The 17,034-nt window shown below is 69.9% G+C and carries 13 protein-coding genes; 7 read left to right on the top strand and 6 right to left on the bottom strand.

Translation table 11 applies throughout. From position 1 onward, the window contains the following. Positions 1 to 29: 29 nt before the first annotated feature. Complete coding sequence (locus ACLSSQ_RS06775) at positions 30 to 1,349, bottom strand: FAD-dependent oxidoreductase (RefSeq protein WP_416244127.1); 1,320 nt, start codon at positions 1,347 to 1,349, stop codon at positions 30 to 32. 196 nt (positions 1,350 to 1,545) lie between these two features. Here ACLSSQ_RS06775 and ada point away from each other — a divergent pair, with 196 nt between their 5' ends. From ada to ACLSSQ_RS06760, 3 genes are read left to right on the top strand one after another with little or no spacing between them, the layout of a single operon-like run. Next, positions 1,546 to 2,781, top strand: a complete 1,236-nt coding sequence (gene ada, locus ACLSSQ_RS06770; RefSeq protein ID WP_416244126.1) for a bifunctional DNA-binding transcriptional regulator/O6-methylguanine-DNA methyltransferase Ada — start codon at positions 1,546 to 1,548, stop codon at positions 2,779 to 2,781. Further along, positions 2,778 to 3,440, top strand: a complete 663-nt coding sequence (gene alkB / locus ACLSSQ_RS06765; protein WP_416244125.1) for a DNA oxidative demethylase AlkB — start codon at positions 2,778 to 2,780, stop codon at positions 3,438 to 3,440. Before ada ends, alkB begins: the two co-directional genes overlap by 4 nt. After that, a complete protein-coding gene (locus tag ACLSSQ_RS06760; protein ID WP_205229881.1) occupies positions 3,437 to 4,417 on the top strand; it encodes a DNA-3-methyladenine glycosylase 2 in 981 nt (326 codons plus the stop codon). Before alkB ends, ACLSSQ_RS06760 begins: the two co-directional genes overlap by 4 nt. 7 nt (positions 4,418 to 4,424) lie before the next feature. Here ACLSSQ_RS06760 and ACLSSQ_RS06755 read toward each other — a convergent pair whose 3' ends face one another. Then, positions 4,425 to 5,354, bottom strand: a complete 930-nt coding sequence (locus ACLSSQ_RS06755; protein WP_416244124.1) for an AEC family transporter — start codon at positions 5,352 to 5,354, stop codon at positions 4,425 to 4,427. Positions 5,355 to 5,462: 108 nt separating this feature from the next. Here ACLSSQ_RS06755 and ACLSSQ_RS06750 point away from each other — a divergent pair, with 108 nt between their 5' ends. The 4 genes from ACLSSQ_RS06750 to ACLSSQ_RS06735 all read left to right on the top strand — a co-directional run bounded on the left by ACLSSQ_RS06750 (position 5,463) and on the right by ACLSSQ_RS06735 (position 10,904). Further along, positions 5,463 to 6,362: a LysR substrate-binding domain-containing protein gene (locus tag ACLSSQ_RS06750; protein ID WP_416244123.1), complete on the top strand. Its 900-nt coding sequence runs from the start codon at positions 5,463 to 5,465 to the stop codon at positions 6,360 to 6,362. Positions 6,363 to 6,385: 23 nt separating this feature from the next. After that, positions 6,386 to 7,021 carry a molybdenum cofactor guanylyltransferase MobA gene (gene mobA / locus ACLSSQ_RS06745; RefSeq protein WP_416244122.1) on the top strand — a complete coding sequence of 212 codons (636 nt, stop codon included), beginning with the start codon at positions 6,386 to 6,388 and terminating at the stop codon, positions 7,019 to 7,021. Between the two features lie 165 nt (positions 7,022 to 7,186). Continuing rightward, entirely contained in the window at positions 7,187 to 8,386 is a 1,200-nt protein-coding gene (locus ACLSSQ_RS06740) for an EAL and HDOD domain-containing protein (RefSeq protein WP_014238117.1), read from the top strand. A 16-nt stretch (positions 8,387 to 8,402) separates the two neighbouring features. Then, positions 8,403 to 10,904, top strand: coding sequence for a putative bifunctional diguanylate cyclase/phosphodiesterase (locus tag ACLSSQ_RS06735; RefSeq protein ID WP_130458789.1), 2,502 nt, complete (start codon positions 8,403 to 8,405; stop codon positions 10,902 to 10,904). A gap of 54 nt (positions 10,905 to 10,958) precedes the next feature. On the opposite strand, the gene ACLSSQ_RS06730 is transcribed toward ACLSSQ_RS06735, so the two are convergent. The 4 genes from ACLSSQ_RS06730 to ACLSSQ_RS06715 all read right to left on the bottom strand — a co-directional run bounded on the left by ACLSSQ_RS06730 (position 10,959) and on the right by ACLSSQ_RS06715 (position 16,917). Then, the gene (locus ACLSSQ_RS06730) at positions 10,959 to 12,224 is read right to left on the bottom strand and encodes a hemolysin family protein (protein ID WP_235832411.1); all 1,266 of its coding nucleotides are present in this window, start codon (positions 12,222 to 12,224) and stop codon (positions 10,959 to 10,961) included. Between the two features lie 328 nt (positions 12,225 to 12,552). Next, entirely contained in the window at positions 12,553 to 12,933 is a 381-nt protein-coding gene (locus ACLSSQ_RS06725) for a GIY-YIG nuclease family protein (protein ID WP_205229886.1), read from the bottom strand. Next, positions 12,926 to 13,564, bottom strand: a complete 639-nt coding sequence (locus tag ACLSSQ_RS06720) for an MBL fold metallo-hydrolase (protein ID WP_014238121.1) — start codon at positions 13,562 to 13,564, stop codon at positions 12,926 to 12,928. The genes ACLSSQ_RS06725 and ACLSSQ_RS06720 overlap by 8 nt, the downstream gene beginning before the upstream one ends. Before the next feature lie 38 nt (positions 13,565 to 13,602). Continuing rightward, positions 13,603 to 16,917, bottom strand: coding sequence for an EAL domain-containing protein (locus ACLSSQ_RS06715; RefSeq protein ID WP_205229887.1), 3,315 nt, complete (start codon positions 16,915 to 16,917; stop codon positions 13,603 to 13,605). Between the last annotated feature and the right edge of the window lie 117 nt (positions 16,918 to 17,034).

Genomic DNA, 17,034 nt, shown 5'->3' with positions numbered 1-17,034 from the left:
AAGCCAGAGGCGGCTTCAGACTCCGGACCTTAACCGCCCAATCCCTGCATCTCCCCCATCAACGCCCCATGCCAGGTCAGTTCGTCTGCTGCCAGGTCCGGGTCCCGATACTGGCGCAGGGTCTGGACGATGACGCCGTCGCTGCGGAATTTGTACTGGGTGTCCATCAGCAGCACGTCCAGGGGCTCCGGGTTCACCGTGACGTAGCAGAGGTTGTCCGGCAGGGCCGGTTCTGCCGTCTTGCCGGCGGCCCGGGCGGCGATTTCCTTGGCGACGATGCGGCCCATGCGGTTGGCCACGTGACCGCTCTTGGGGTAGTGGCCGAAGAGGGGCGAGACGGCGCCGACGGCATCGCCGATGACGAAGATGCGTTGGTCGGCCCGGCTTTGCAGGCTGGGGCCGTCCACCTGGGCCCAGCCGGTGTTCTTGCCGCCGCTCTTGTCACCATCGTCCGGCCCCACCAGCCCGGCCTGCCAGGCGATGTCGCCGGCCTGCTGGGGCGGCATGAGGATGGCCTCGTCCCAGCCGAATTCGCCGGCGGCGGTGGTGATGCGGCGGGCGCCCAGGTCCACCCGGCGCACCAGGGCGTGGGGCACGTAGTGGATCTGGTCCTTGAAGTATTCGTTGAATACCTTGGCGTAGCCCGGGTTGGGCGGGTTGGCATCGAGCAGGGTGATGCGGGCGGGAATCCTGTTCAGCTGGAAGTGCCGGGCCAGCAGCACGGCCCGCTCGAAGGGGGCCGGCGGGCAGCGGTAGGGATAGGGCGGCACGGTCATGAGCAGGTTGCCGCCCTTGAAGGCGGCCAGCCGGGTCTTGAGGGCGGCGAACTCGGGCCCGGCGGTGTAGGCCGGGGCATGGCGGGAACGGGCCAGGGCCGCGGCTTCCCGGCCGGCGGCATCGTCGCCGAACCAGGCGCCGTAGTCGTGGCGGATGCCGGGGGAGAGGATCAGCCAGTCGTACTCCAGGGGGCCCTGGTTGGTGAGGACCTGGCGCCGGTCCCGGTCCACGCCGCTGACTTCGGCCTGGAGGAAGGTGTAGCCGAGGCGGCTGGCCACCTGGCGGTAGTCGAAGCTCAGGGCGGCGCCATCCGCCTGGCCCACCAGCCAGTGGTTGCTGCGGGGGCAGGACCAGAAGGCGGGCAGCCGTTCCAGCAGTTCCACTTCCAGCTGGGGTGCCTCCTGGCGCAGATGGCGGGCGGCGGCGAGGCCGCCCCAGCCGCCGCCGACGATGAGCACCCGGCCGCCCTTGCCCGGGACGGTTGTGGGGGCCGCGGCCCGCGCCAGGGGCATGGCGCCGAGGGCGCCCAGGGCGGCGGTGGCAGTAAGGAAGTGACGGCGGCTCGGCTTCATGGCTCGTGATCGCAACGGGAAAGCGCCAGTCTAGCCAAGGACGCCGCCGGGCGACCTGACGCGCATCAATTCACGGCCCTTGCTCCCGGGCGACGGCAGCGGTAAAACCGGACCATGGAATTTGAAAGCAAGCACCGGAGTGCGCCCGGGCCGGCCGCCGCCTAAGCTGGCCCCGTCGCCTTGCCGGAGTATCCCCATGAAAAACGCCGCCCAAGCCCAATCCGCCCCCAGCCAGCCCGCCGCCCAGGCCGGCGATGCAGCCACCGACGCCGTCACCAGCGCCGCGGCAATAACCGCCGACCCGCGCTGGGCGGCCCTCTGCGCCCGGGACCCGGCGGCGGAAGGCCGATTCGTCTACGCCGTGCGCAGCACCGGTATCTACTGCCGCCCCGGCTGCCCCTCCCGCCGCCCCAAGCCGGAGAACGTGCAGTTCTTCGCCGACGGCACCGCCGCGGCCGCCGCCGGCTTCCGTCCCTGCCGCCGCTGCCGGCCGGAGGAGGCGCCCCTGGCCCAGCGCCAGGCCGCCGTGGTGGCCGATCTGTGCCGCTTCATCGAGGCCGCCGAGACGCCCCCTACCCTGGCTCAACTGGCGGCCCGGGCCGGCCTCAGCCCCCACCATCTGCACCGCCTGTTCCAGACCCATACCGGCCTCACTCCCGGCGCCTATGCCAAGGCCCGGCGGGCCGAGCGCCTGCGCCAGAACCTGGCCGCCGGCCAGGGAGTGACCGAGGCCGCCTACGGCGCCGGCTACAACGCCAGCAGCCGCCTCTACAGCGAGGCCGGACGGGTGCTGGGCATGACGCCGGGACGCTTCCGCCAGGGCGGCGCCGCCGAGGAAATCCGCTTCGCCGTGGCCCAGACCTCCCTCGGCGCCCTGCTGGCGGCCCGCAGCGCCCGGGGACTGTGCGCCATCCTGCTGGGGGACGATCCCCTGGCCCTGGTGGCGGACCTGCGGGCCCGTTTTCCCAAGGCCCGGCTGATCGGCAGCGGGCCGGAGGAGGAAGGGCAAACGGCAGGTGAAGCGGACAACGGCAACTTCGCCGCCTGGGTCGCCCAGGTGGTGGGCCTGGTGGAAGCCCCCCGGCTGGGACTGGCCCTGCCCCTCGATCTCCAGGGCACCGCCTTTCAGCGCCGCGTCTGGCAAGCCTTGCAGGCCATCCCGCCTGGGGAGACCCGCAGCTACACCGAAATCGCCCGGGACCTGGGCCTGCCCAAGGCCGTGCGCGCCGTGGCCGCCGCCTGTGCCGCCAATCCCCTGGCCGTGGCCGTGCCCTGCCACCGGGTGGTGCGCAGCGACGGCAACCTGGCCGGCTACCGCTGGGGCCTGGAACGCAAGGCCGCCCTGCAGCAGCGGGAGCGGCAGCAGGCGGAAAATCCCGCCGCCAGCGCGGCTCCACCCCGGCCCAGACCCGGTACCAAGGCAGCACCATGAGCAACACTTTGGACCTCTTCGCCGACCTGCCGCCCCCGCCGCCCCACGCCGAACGGCTGGGGCCGGGCACGGTGCTGCTGCACGGCTACGCCCTGGAGCAGGCGCCGGCACTGATCGCGGCGGTGGAAGGCATCATTGCCGCCTCCCCCTGGCGCCAGATGATTACCCCCGGCGGCCAGACCATGGCCGTGAGCATGAGCAACTGTGGCCCCCTGGGCTGGATCTCGGACCGCAGGGGCTACCGCTACGTCCCCCTCGACCCCTTGAGCGGCCAGCCCTGGCCGCCCCTGCCGCCCCTGCTGCTGCAACTGGCCGACGAGGCCGCCGCGGCCGCCGGCTTTCCCGGTTTCGTCCCCGATGCCTGCCTGATCAACCGCTACGCCCCCGGCACCCGCCTCTCCCTGCACCAGGACCGGGACGAGGAGGACTTCTCCCAGCCCATCGTCTCCCTTTCCCTGGGCCTGCCGGCGGTATTCCTCCTCGGCGGTGCCAGCCGCAACGACAAGACGGTGAAGATTCCCCTGCTGCACGGCGACGTGCTGGTGTGGGGCGGGCCGGACCGGCTGCGCTTCCACGGCGTGCAGCCGGTGAAAGACGGGAACCACGCCCTCACCGGCCCCTGCCGCCTCAACCTGACCCTGCGCCGGGCGCGCCGATGAAGACCAGCCTGACCCTGGCACTGCCGCCGGATTTCCGCGGCGACGACCTGTTGGCCTTCCACCGCCGCGACGGCCAGGCCCTGGCCGAGCGGGTGACGGCGCAGCGCATCGACAAGGGCCTGCCGTGGCAGGGCCGTCCCGCCTGCCTCAGCCTGATGCTGGAAAGCCCCGGGGAGGCGGCCGTTGGCAGGGTCGGCAAGAGACGACGCAAGGCGGTCGCCGCAAGCGAAGAGGCAGACCAAGCCGCAGCGGAAACCTTGGGCCCCGGCGCCCGGGTAACGGCGACCCTGGCGGTGGACGGCGGCCCCCGCCCCGCCGCTGCCGCCGTGCAGGCCCTGGTCAGCCATCTGCTGGGCCTGGCCCAGCCGGTGGCCGAGTTCGCCAGCGCCCATGGGCGCCATCCCCAGCTGGGGCCGGTCATCGCCCAACTGCCCGGCCTGCGGGTGCCCCAGACGGCGACTCCTTTCGAGGCTCTCACCTGGGCCGTCACCGGCCAGCAGATCAGCGTCGCCGCCGCCGTTTCTCTGCGCCGCCAGCTGATCCTGGCGGCGGACCTGCGCCACTCTTCCGGCCTCTACTGCTACCCCGATGCGGAAGCCCTGGCCCGGCTCGACGAAACGGACCTGCGCCAGGCCGGCTTCTCCCGCAGCAAGGCGGCGACCCTGCTGGACCTGGCCCGGGCCGTGGCGGCGGGAGAACTGGACCTGAGCTGCCCGGCGGCGGACCTGCCGGGCCTGCAGGCCGCCCTCCTGACCCGCCGCGGCATCGGTCCGTGGACCGTCAATTACGCCCTGCTGCGGGGCTTCGCCTGGCTCGACGGCTCCCTCCACGGCGACGTGGCCGTGCGCCGGGCCCTGGGCCTGCTGCTGGGCCGGACGGTGGAGGCCCGGGAAACGGAAGCCTGGCTCGAATCCTTCCGCCCCTGGCGGGCCCTGGCCGCGGCCCACCTGTGGGCCAGCCTGCGCCTGCAGGCCTGAGACGGCCCTAACGGGCGATCAGGTAGAGGCAGAGGGAAATGGTGGCGAGGGAACCCACCGTGGTGAGCAGGATGACCCGGGCCACCATGCCCCCTTCCCGCCCGTAGAAGCTGGCCAGCATGAAGGGGCCGGTGCCCGTGGGCAGGGCGCTGAGGAGCAGGGCGGCGTGGGCCCACAGGGGCGGCAGCTGGAACACCCGGTAGGCCAGGAGCCCGGTGATGGCGGGCTGCAGCACCAGCTTGGCCAGGACCAGGCCGGCGGTGCCCGAACGCTGCCCCGCCTGGGGCTGGGCCAGGAAGGCGCCGAGGGAAACCAGGGCGCAGGGCGTGGCGGCGCCGCCGAGCAGGGTGAGGAAGCGGTCCAGGGCCAGGGGCAATGCCAGGCCGGTCCCGGCCCAGGCGGCGCCGAGCAGGGGCGCCACTACCAGGGGATTGCGGGCCAGGGCCAGGCCGACCCGGGCGGCGATGCGCCAGGGCGAGGGAGCCTGCTGCAGGCTGATTTCCACCAGCACGATGCCCACCGCGAAAAGGGCGCAGGCCACGATCAGGGTGGCGATGATGGCCGGCACCAGGCCCTCGTCCCCCAGCACCAGGGCGCACAGGGGAATGCCGAGGAAGCCGGTGTTGGCGTAGGCTGCGGAAAGGCCGTCGATGCTGGCGTCGGCCAGGTGGCGCAGCTGGCGCAGGCGCAGCAGCACCGTCACGGCGAATACCGCGACGCAGCCGACGCAGACGGAAATGACGAAGCCCGGCTGCCACAGCTCGGCCCAGGTGGCCGTGGCGGTGGCCTTGAAGAGCAGGGAGGGCAGGGCCAGCCAGACGACGAAGCGGTTCAGCTCGAAGGAGGCCGCCTCCCCCAGGCAATGGCTGCGGCGGCCCACGTAGCCGGCCAGGATGAGGCCGAAAATGGGCAGGACGACTTGCAGGATGGCGATCATGGCGGGGCCGGGGAACCGGGGAGCGGGAACGGAGGCGCCAGCTTAGGACTTCCCCATCAATACCGTCCAATGCTATATAAGTCGTACATCAATACCCTGGACGCAACAATGCTGCCGGACCTGCGCCAACTGCGTTACTTCGTCACCCTGGGCGAGACCCTGCACTTCGGCCGGGCCGCCGCCCTGCTGCACATCTCCCAGCCGCCCCTGAGCCGGCAGATCGCCGCCCTGGAGGAATCCCTGGGGGTGATGCTGTTCCAGCGCAGCTCCCGCCAGGTGGAACTGACCGTGGCCGGGCGGCATTTCCACGCCCAGGCCCGGCGCCTGCTGGCCGACCTGGAGCAGGCGGTGCAGGGCACCCGGGCGGTGCACCGGGGCGAACAGGGCAGCCTGCGCCTGGACTTCACCATGGCCGCCGCCTGGAGCGCCCTGCCGCCCCTGATCAAGGCCTACCGCCGGGACTTCCCCCAGGTGGAGGTGCAGTTGGGGGAACTGCTGCCCCGGGAGCTGGACGATTCCCTCCTGGCCGGCCGTTGCGACGTGGGCCTGGCCTTTCCCTGGCAGCGTCCGGCGGGCCTGGAATACCTGTGCGTGCACCGGGAGCCCCTCTGCGCCGTGCTGCCGGCGGACCATCCCCTGGCGCAGGAGGAGACCGTGGCCGTGGCGGACCTGGCGGGGGAGCCCTTCATCACCTTTCCCGCCGCCACCGCCCCGGCCCTGCACGCCCTGGTGGCCGGCTGCTGCCGGGAGCACGGCTTCGAACCCAAGGTCTGCCTGGAAACCCACCTGCAGCAGACCATCGTCAATCTGGTGGCCGAAGGACTGGGGGTCTCCCTGGTGCCCCGCTCCATGGGCAAGATGCAACTGCAGGGCGCCGCCTTCCGCCCCATCGCCGCGCCACCCCTGGTGGAACAGGGCATCATCTGGGCCGCCGCCAATCCCAACCCCTGCCTGCCCCACTTCCTCGCCTGCGCCCGCCAGGTGCGCCGCCAGGCCGGCCTCGACTGAGGCGCCGTCACCGGCGGAGTACAATGGCCGCCCCTGCCCACTCCCCGCCTGCCGCTGCCGCCATGCCCTCCCCTTCCACCCCTTCCCCCGCCTCCCCGCCCCCGGTGTTCGGCGTCGTCCTGGCCGGGGGCCTGGGCCGCCGCATGGGCGGGGCCGACAAGGGCCTGCTGCCCTGGCGCGGCCGGCCCCTGGCCCAGGGCATCGCCGCCCGCCTGGCGCCCCAGGTGGAGGCCGTGGCCATCAACGCCAACCGCAATGCGGAGGCCTACGCCGCCTTCGGCTACCCCCTGCTGCCCGACCTGCTGCCGGACTACCCCGGCCCCCTGGGCGGCTTCCACGCCGCCCTCAGCGCCAGTCCCCAGCCCCTGGTGATGCTGGTGCCCTGCGATTCCCCGGACTTCCCTGCAGACCTGGTGGCGCGCCTCCGCCACGCCCTGCTCGAGGCCGACGCCGAGGTGGCCGTGGCCCGGGCCGGGGAGCGGCGCCACTCCGTCTTCTGCCTCTGCCGCCGGGAGCTGGCGGCGGACCTGGCGGCCTGGGTGGCCGAGGGCCGCCACAAGGTGGGGGAATGGCAGGACAGCCGCCGCCTGGTGCTGGTGGATTTCCCCCATCCCGAGGATTTCCGCAATTGCAATATCCGAGAAGATTTATTGGGTTAAGACGCTTTATTGACAAAAAGGGTTGAATTTTCCTGGTCTCCCGTTACCATCCCGTTGCAGCGCCCCCCGTCGGGGGATGCCCCCACGAGGTCGGAAAAACGGCCCTCGGGCCCGAAAAAACAAGAATCGACCCAAGAACACCGCTTCGTTTTGAGTAAATCCCTAATGACCTCGGCCACCCTCTCCTGCCTGCGCCCCCTGCTGGACGTCAATCAAGCCTGGTCGGCCCTGGAACTGGGGCCCCGGGGCATCGGCCTGGCCGCCAGCAGCCAGCTTTTCGCCCACGGCCAGAACCAGCCCCAGCCCTCGCCCCTGCCCTGGCTGGTGCCCTTGAGCGGTACGGACCTCAACCACAGCGGCCTGACCCGCCAGTTGCCGCCGCAACAGGTCTCCCTGCTGCTGCCGGCGGAGGTCTGGCTCGATGCGGCCGGCGCCGCCCGCTGCCAGGAACTGGCCAAGCAGGGTTACCGCCTGGGGGCCGACGTGGATTCGGCCCCGGCCCTGGAACAATGCGCCGAGGCCGGCGCCCAGCTGCTGCGCCTGGATGCGGCCACGGCCCGGGAGCAGGTCTCCCCGGTGCTGCTCAACCGGCTCAAGGAAAAGGGCCTGACCCTGGTGGCCGACGGCGTCAGCAGCCACGACCTCTTCGTCTGGTGCGGCGCCCGGGGCTTTACCCTGATGAGCGGCGAATTCGTGCCCCAGCCGGAGGAATGCCCCACCTCCCCGGCGGACCCGACCAAGCTGCGCCTGCTCAAGCTGCTCTCCCTCATCGTCCAGGACGCGGACACCCGGGAGATCGAGGAAATGATCAAACAGGAGCCCAAGCTCTCCTACAACCTGCTGCGCCTGGTCAATTCCGTTTCCGTCGGCGCCACCACCAAGATCACCAGCTTCGCCCAGGCCATCACCCTGCTGGGCCGGCGCCAGCTGCAGCGCTGGCTGCAACTGCTGATCTACGCCAACCAGTTCAACGCCGGCAGCCAGCCCAATCCCCTGATGCCCCAGGCCGCCCTGCGCGGCCGCCTGGTGGAACTGATCGCCCTCGCCGCCCATCCGGAGGCGGCGGAGGACACGGACTTCCACGACTGCGCCTACATGGCCGGGGCCTTCTCCCTGCTCGACGTGCTGCTGCACCTGCCCATGGACAGCGTACTGGCGGCCCTGCCCCTGGCCGACGAGGTGGCCGAGGCCGTGGGCCGCCACCAGGGCCCCCTGGGCGACGCCCTGTCCCTGGTGGAAAGCCTGGAACGGGGCCTGCCGGCGCCGGATACGGCCCTGCTGGAAAAGCTGCGCCTGCGCGGCGATGCCCTGGGCCAGCTGCAGGTGGACGCCCTGGCCTGGGTCAGCCACATCGACGTGGCCTGAGGCAGGCGGCAGAACCATGGCTCCCGACCAGGGCAACTCCTTCCTTCCCCATCTGGGTGGCGGCGCCACCGATTTCGAGCTGGCCGGCCAGCTGTGCTACGCCCTGCTGCTGCGGGAGGGCGAGATTCCCGTGGCCCAGCTGGAGGCGATGTGCCGCAGCGCCATGGCCAGCCCGGAAGGCACGCTGTACCTGGCCAACGGGGATGGCACCCTGGAACTGCCCGCCAGTGCCGGTCCCTGGCAGGCCCTGCTTGAAGAAGCGCGCCGCTCGGGCACCGTGGCCACCCGGCCCGACGCCCTGGCCTGTCCCCTCACCTTCCGCGACATGCTGCTGGGGCTCCTCGCCGTGGGCGGCAAGGCCGAGGGCTACAGCGCCCTGGAACACCGCCGTTTCGGCGACCTGGCCGCCCTCCTGGCCGGTGCCCTGCATGCCCGCCAGGCCTTCAACCTGCGCCAGGAAGACCTGGCCCGCATGGAAGCCAAGGTGGAGGAGCAGAGCCAGATCCTCGACCACATCCACGACTCGGTCATCACCATGGACCTGTCCGGCTACATCATGGGCTGGAACAAGGGGGCCGAGCGCCTGTTCGGCTACACCGCCGCCGAGGCCGTGGGCCGGCACATCCTCTTCCTCTATGCCGACGACGGCAGCGAGACCCTGGAAGAGGAGGACGACCTCTTCTACAACGCCTTCCTCGACCACGGCCGCCGGGAATTCGAGGTGCGCCGGCGCAAGAAGTCGGGCGAGGTATTCTGGGCCAGCGTCTCCCTTTCCCTGTCGCGCAACGAGGCCGGCGAACCGGCGGGCCTCATCGGCTACCTGGTGGACATCACCAACCAGCTGGAGCGGGAGGAGAAGCTGCGCCTGCACGCCAAGATTTTCGAGCACAACAGCGAGGCGGTGATCGTCACCGACGCCATGCAGCGGGTGCTGTCGGTGAACAAGGCCTTCTGCGACATCACCGGCTTCAGCGAGGCCGAAGTGCGCATGAGCCTGCCGGCCCTGCTGCAGCCGACCCGGGACGACCCCAACCTGGCGGCGGAAATCCAGGTGGCCCTGGCCTCCTCCGGCGCCTGGCAGGGCGAGCTGTGGGACCGGCGCAAGAACGGCGACACCTATCCGGTATGGGTCTCCATCAGCTCGGTGAAAAACACCCGGGGCATCCTCAGCCACTACTTCCTGGTCTTCTCCGACATTTCCGAGCGCAAGGAGGCGGAACGGCAGATCTACCGCCTGGCCTACTACGACGCCCTCACCGGCCTGCCCAACCGCTCCCTGCTGTTTTCCCTGCTGGAACAGGCCCTCATCGAAGCCCAGCGCAACCAGACCCACGGCGCCGTGCTGTTCGTGGACCTGGACCGCTTCAAGACCATCAACGATTCCTTCGGCCACGCCCCCGCCGACGCCCTGCTCAAGGAAGTGGCGCGGCGCCTGCAGGAGACCCTGCGGGCCGAGGACGTGGTGGCGCGCCTGGGCGGCGACGAATTCATCGTCGCCCTGTTCGACATCACCAAGCGGGAACACGCCGCCCTGGTGGGGCAGAAGATCCTCGACGCCCTGGCCGAGCCCTTCCAGATCGAACACCACGAGGTGCTGCTCACCGCCAGCATCGGCATCGCCGTCTTCCCCGACGACGGCCGCGACGCGGAAACCCTGCTGCGCAACGCCGACACCGCCATGTACCGGGTCAAGCAGACCAGCGGCGGCCCCCTCTTCTATTCCCAGGAAATGAACCTGCGCTCCCTGGAGCGCCTGAAGCTGGAAGGGGCCCTGCGCAAGGCGGTGGAGCGCCAGGAATTCCGCCTCTACTACCAGCCCCAGGTGGAGCTGGCCACGGGCCGCATCGTCGGCGCCGAGGCCCTGATCCGCTGGCACCATCCGGAACAGGGCATGATCCCGCCCACCGCCTTCATTCCCCTGGCGGAGGAGACGGGCCTCATCGTCAGCATCGGCGCCTGGGTCCTGGATGCGGCCTGCCGCCAGGGCCGCCTGTGGCGCGAGGCCGGCTACGAGGACCTGACCATCGCCGTGAACCTGTCGCCGCGCCAGTTCCGCCCCGGCCTTTCCCAGCTGGTGAACGAGACCCTGGAACGGCACGCCTTCCCCGGCGAGAACCTGGAGCTGGAAATCACCGAGGGCATGCTCATGCACAACTCGGAGGCGGTGATCCAGATGCTGGAGGACTTCCACCAGGCCGGCGTACGCCTGGCCCTGGACGACTTCGGCACCGGCTATTCCAGCCTGGCCTACCTGAAGAAATTCCCCATCGACAACCTGAAGATCGACCGGTCCTTCGTCAGCGGCATTCCCCACGACGGCGACGACTCGGCCATCGCCAAGGCCATCATCAGCATGGCCAAGAACCTGCGCCTGCTGGTCATCGCCGAAGGGGTGGAGACGGAGGAGCAGCTCGACTTCCTGCGGGCCGCCGGCTGCGACGAAATCCAGGGCTACCTGTTCAGCCCGCCGGTGCCGGTGGAGGATTTCCAGCTGCTGCTGGAACGCAACAACGGTTGACGCAAAAACGCCGGGCACTGCCCGGCGTTCTTCTTTGCGACTGAGACTGTTGCCTCAGGCGGCGTCGGCCTGGTCGTCCGTCTCCGGGTCGCCCAGGGACAGCAGCACCTTGTCCACCCGATTCTTGTCCATGTCCACCACCTCGAAGCGCCAGCCGGCCAGGTGGAAATGGTCGGCTTCCACCGGCACCCGGCCCAGCTGGTGCATGACCAGGCCGCCCAGGGTGTGGAAGGCGTTTTCCTCTTCCCCCGGCAGCTCTTCCTTGACCTCCAGTACCGACTTCAGGCGCTCGATGGAAAGGCCGCCGTCCATCAGGTAGGAACCGTCCTCCCGCTCCACCACGTCCTGCTCGCCGTCGTCGTCCTGGCTCGGCATGTCGCCGACGATGGCGGCCAGCACGTCGTTGAGGGTAACCAGGCCCTGTACCTCGCCGTATTCGTCGATGACCAGGGCGAACTGGGCCCGGTTGCGGCGCAGGGATTCCAGCAGGTGGGTGGTGGTGACGCTCTCCGGCACATAGACCGGCGGCCGCAGGGCCTTGCGCACGTTGAAGGGGGCGTTCTCCAGCACCGGCTTGAGCAGGTCGCCCCGCTGCAGGATGCCCAGCACCCGGTCCAGGCCGTCCTGGCAGACCACCACCCGGGCGTAGGGGCACTCGGCCACCTGGCGCCGCACCTCGGCCTCGGATTCGGCCAGGTCCACCAGGTACATGTCCTTGCGCGGCGTCATGATGGCCGCCACCCGCTGCTCGTCCAGGCGCAGCACGTTGGAGACGATCTCCTGTTCGCTCTCATGGAAGACGCCGGCCTCGGCGCCCTGGCCCATGAGCACCTTGATCTCGTCGTCGGTCACCGGCGGCTCGTCGCTGCGGCGGGCGCCGAAGAGGCGCAGGATGGCGCCGCTGGAAGCGGAGAAGAGCCACACCAGGGGCGCCGTCAGGCGCGACAGCCAGCCCATGGGCCGGGCCACCAGGGAGGCGATGCCCTCGGGGCCGAGCAGGGCCAGTTGCTTGGGCACCAGTTCGCCCACCACCACCGACATGTAGGTGAGCAGGACCACGGTCAGGGAGAGGGCGATGACCCGGGCCGATTCGCCCAGCAGGGGAAACTGGGACAGCCATTGGGTCAGGGGATCGGCCAGGGCCGCCTCGCCGACGGCGCCGCTGAGGATGCCGATGGAGGTGATGCCGACCTGGATGGTGGAGAGGAAACGGGAAGGTTCGCTATGCAGTTTCAGCGCCGCGGCGGCGCCCTGGCTGCCGTCCTCCGCCATCCGCTGCAGGCGGGCTTTGCGCGAGGACACCACGGCTATTTCGGACATGGCGAAAATGCCGTTCAAAACAATCAACAACAGGATGATGCCTAGATCCATACAGGGCCGCGACCACCGTTTCCGGAGCGGCTCGGGGGTGAAGAAGGCGTGAAGATAGCATTTTTCCCGCCTTTCCCGCTATCTTGCCCGCCCGATCGACGCCGAAGCCCGTGGATAAAGGGGTTCCGGGGGAGCAACAGCTTTGCCACAGAGGACACAGAGAGCACAGAGGGTTTCTTTCTTCGTTGCCGGGCAACTATCCAGCTTCCACCACTGTTCGGGTATTCCGGCATTTCTCTGTGTTCTCTGTGCCCTCTGTGGCCAAGCCCTTCCCGCCTCAAACCCCCAGATACTTGAGATGGCTGCCGCAGCCTGCCTGGCAATCGGTGCTGCCGAAGCCCGGGATCAGCACTTCTCCCGGCATGTTGCGGTTGATCTGGCATTCGGGCTCGTCGAAGAGGCGGGTGCCCACCACCTGCACGCCGGGGGCGGTGAGCAGGTAGTCGATGTGCCAGTGCAGCAGCTTGTGGGGCGAGAGATGGCGGGCCAGACGGGCCGCCATGTTGCGCCGGGCCGAGCCCGTGTAGACGTAGCGGCCGGCCGGGAAGGAACAGGGGCCGAGGCGCCCCACCGTCACGGTGACGGGCTGCGCCACCTGGATCAGCAGCTGGTAGGTGGGGGGCTCCGTCTGATCGACGGTCTCGACCATTTCAGCCATGGGCGCCGACGAAGGGGTTGAAGCGCCGTTCCTGGCCGAAGGTGGACATGGGGCCGTGGCCGGGAATGAACTCCACCTCGTCTCCCAGGGGGAACAGCACTTCCCGGATGGAGCGGATCAGGGTGTCGTAGTCGCCCTTGGGAAAATCGGTGCGGCCGATGGAGCCGGCGAAGAGCACGTCGCCCACCAGGGCCAGCTTGCCTGGGCGGTCGAAGAAGACCACGTGGCCCGGGGTGTGGCCCGGGCAGTGCAGCACCTCCAGGGTCTGGCGCCCCACCTGCACGCTGTCGCCGCCCTGGAGCCAGCGGTCCGGGGTGAAGCTGCGCACGTCGGGGAAGCCGAACATTTTGGACTGCTGGGGCATGCCGTCGATCCAGAACCGGTCGTCCACGTGGGGCCCTTCCACCGGAATGGCCAGCTGGGCCGCCAGTTCGGCGACGCCGCCGGCATGGTCGATGTGGCCGTGGGTCACCAGGATCTTTTCCAGGGTGACGCCGTGCTTCTCGGCCGCGGCCAGGATGCGGGGCAGGTCGCCCCCCGGGTCCACCGCGGCTCCCCGCATGGTCTCGGGGCACCACAGCAGAGTGCAGTTCTGTTCGAAGGGAGTGACGGGGACGATAGCGTAGTTCATGGCGCAAGCCTGGTTCGTTGAAGGGGCGTCAGGAGACATCAAGGGGCGACGGGCAGGTCGTCGGCGCAGGGGGCGGCGACGCAGCGGGGCTCCCGCTGGGCGATGATGGCGGCCTGCAACTGTTCCAGGGCAGCCAGCAGGGCCCGCCCATGGCGGCGCAGCTGGGGGATGACGGCCTTGGCGGTCCGGGCGTCGCCGGCCTGCAGCTGGGCCGCGGCGGCCCTGGCCAGGGCATGGACCTCCCGGTGGGGGCCGTCCAGCGCCCCATAGGCGGCCAGGTCGCCGTAGTTCTGCTGGCCGCTGCCCAGGTACCAGATGCCGAAACGGCAGCGGGTGGGATCGGCCAGGTCGGCGGGCAGGCACTCCGCGTCGCCCTCCTCCAGGGCCTGGATGACGGTGTCGATCCAGCGCCGGTGCTCGACCTGGGCCGCCACCAGGGGGAAATCCTCCCGCAGCCACTGCTGGGACGCCACCTCGACCCAGCGCGGATCGGGCTCGAAGGAGGCGGCCCAGGCGGGCACCTCCGCCGCCGGCATGGGGCGGGCGATGGCATAGCCCTGGGCATGGATGCAGCCCAGGCGCAGCAGCATGACGCCGTGCTCGACGGTTTCCATGCCTTCGGCGACCACGCTGCGCTGGAAGGCGGAGGTCAGCCCCACCACGCCCTCGACGATGGCCAGGGCCTCCGGGTCGTGCAGCATGTCGCGCACGAAGGACTGGTCGATTTTCAAGGTGCGGGCCGGCAGGCTCTTGAAGTAGGAGAGGGAGGAATAGCCGGTGCCGAAGTCGTCCAGGGCGAAGCCCACCCCCAGGCGCTGGCAGGCGGCGATGACCAGGCTCACCTGGCCCACGTCTTCCAGGGCCGCGGTTTCCAGGATTTCCAGTTCCAGCAGCCGCGGCGGCACCGCCGGATGGCGCTCCAGGGCCCGCTGCAGGCGGGGCAGGAAGTCGGGCTGCTGCAGGTGGCGTGCGGCGATGTTGATGCTCACCGGATAGTCCCAGCCCAGGGCCTGCCAGGCTTCCAGCTGGGCCAGGGCGGTTTCCATGACCCAGTCGCCGATATCGACGATGAGGTCGGTCTCCTCCAGGTCCACCAGGAAGGCCGCCGGCGCCAGGATGCCCTGCTCCGGATGCTGCCAGCGGATGAGGGCCTCGAAGCCGACGATGAGGCCGGAACAGAGATTCACCTTGGGCTGGTAGTAGAGGCAGAACTGCTCCTGCTCCAGGGCGGCGCGGGCATTGACGATGGCTTCCCGCAGGCTGCGGGCCCGGCTGTCCTGCTCGGTGTCGAAGAGCTGGTAGCGGTTGCGGCCGGACTGCTTGGCGGCGTACATGGCCTGGTCGGCGTGGCGCACCAGGGTGTCGGCATCGGCATCATCCGTCGGATAGATGGTGACGCCGATGCTGCCGGAAACGCTGGCCGTCTGTCCCTGCAGGGCAAAGGGCGCGGCCAGGGAGAGCAGCAGCCGCTCCAGGATCTGCTCCAGTTCGGAGAGGGCGGTGAGGTCGTTGAGAAGCAGGACAAATTCGTCGCCCCCCAGGCGGGCCGCCGTGTCGCCGCCGCGCAGGGAACGGCGCAGGCGCTCGGCCACGTCCATCAGCAGGCGGTCGCCGGCCTGGTGGCCGTGGCTGTCATTGATGGCCTTGAAGCCGTCCAGGTCCAGGTAGCACACCGCCAGCAGCTTGTTGCGGCGCTGGGCCTGGGCCATGGCCAGGTGCAGGCGGTCGCTCATCAGGGTGCGGTTGGGCAGGCCGGTAAGGGCGTCGTAATGGGCCAGGCGCTCCAGGCGGCGCTGGTTTTCCTTCTGCTGGGTGATGTCGGAAAAGACACCGACGAAGTGGCTGATGCGCCCGCCATCGTCATGCACGGCGCTGACCGTCATCAGCACCGCCGTCACCGCCCCGGACTTGGTGCGGTTCCACATCTCGCCCTTCCAGAAGCCCCGCTCGGAGACCACCTGGAACAGCTGGCGGAAATAGGTACGGTCGTGGTGGCCAGAATTGAGCATGCGGGCCGGTTGGCCGATGGCCTCCTCCCGGGCGTAGCCGGTGAGTTCGCAGAAGGCCCGGTTCACCTCGATGATCAGGCCCTCCGGGTTGGTGATGAGGATGCCGTCGTGGCTGTTCTCGAACACGCTCAGGGCCAGCCGGTGCTGCTCCTCCCCTTCCTTGCGGTCGGTGATGTCCCGCCCCTCGGCCAGCAGCTGCAGGGGCTGGCCCGGTTCGTCCTCCACCGACTTGAGGATGAAATCCACGTAGCGCAGGCGGCCGTCCCGGCGCATGTGGGTGACCTCGAAACGCTGGGCCTCGCCTCCCGCCGCCACCCGCTCGACGGCCTGGCGCAGGCGCTGCTGCACCAGGGGCTCATGCACCCACCAGGGCGTTTCCCAGAACAGCTGGCCCAGCACCTCGGCGGGCTGGCGGCCGATCAGGTCCAGGGCCGACTGGTTGGCCTCCAGCAGGCGCCCCTTGAGGTCCAGGATGCCGATGAACTCGCTGGTCTGGTTGAAGACGGCGCTCAGGCGCAGGCGGCTTTCCCTGAGCTGGGCGCGGATGGACTGGCCTTCCTGCAGCACGTAGTCCAGGTATTCGCTTTCCAGCTGGCTGACGATGTCGTGCTCCGACACCACGCCCACCACCTCCCCGGCCGCCCCCACCACCACCAGATGGCGCACGTGCTCGGCCTGCATGCGGTCCACCGCCTGGCTGAGGGGATAGCCTTCCGGAATGCTGGCCACCGGGGCGCTCATCACCGCGGCCAGGGGCTGCTCCAGGCTGTCGGCACCGCGGCGGAAGAAGCGCAGGGCGTCCCGCTCGGTGAGGATGCCCAGGGGCCGGCCGGCCTCGGCGACGACGACGCAGCGCAGGCTGCCGGCGGACATCAGGGCCAGGGCCTGGCGCACCGTATCGGTTGGCTGCAGCAGCTGGACGCTGCTCTGCATCACCGCATTGACGTCCCGCAGGCGGCGGAAGAAGGCGGCCCCTAGGTGGAAGCGGAAATCGCTCTCGCTGACCACCCCCACGGGCTGGCCCGCCTCGCCGGTCACCAGCAGGTGGCGGATGCCCTTTTCCGCCAGCAGGTGGTAGGCGTGATGCACGGACATGCGGGAATCGGCGGTATACACCGGGGAGCTCATCACCTGATCCACCGCCAGCAGGCCGTCCACGTTGGCGGAGAGGGCCCGCAGGATATCCCGTTCGGTGACGATGCCCACCATCAGGGCGCCCTCGCGCACCAGCAGGGAGCTGATGCGGGCCGTTTCCATGACTTCCGCCGCCGCCAGCAGGGTGGTCCGACGCTCCACCTCGACGATATTCCAGGTCATCAGGTCTGCGAGGGTGCGTTCGGGCATGGCGTGAGGCCGGACTAGGGGTGAAGCCTCAATTCTAAGGGCTGGAGGGCGGAATCCCAAAGCCGGCCTTGTCCGGAGAGCGACGGAGGCCCTTCCGGCCTTTTTGATTCACATCAT

Source organism: Azospira sp. APE16 (assembly GCF_047901315.1).
Classification (GTDB): Bacteria; Pseudomonadota; Gammaproteobacteria; order Burkholderiales; family Rhodocyclaceae; genus Azospira; species Azospira oryzae.
This window is presented reverse-complemented; position numbering and strand designations above follow the sequence as displayed.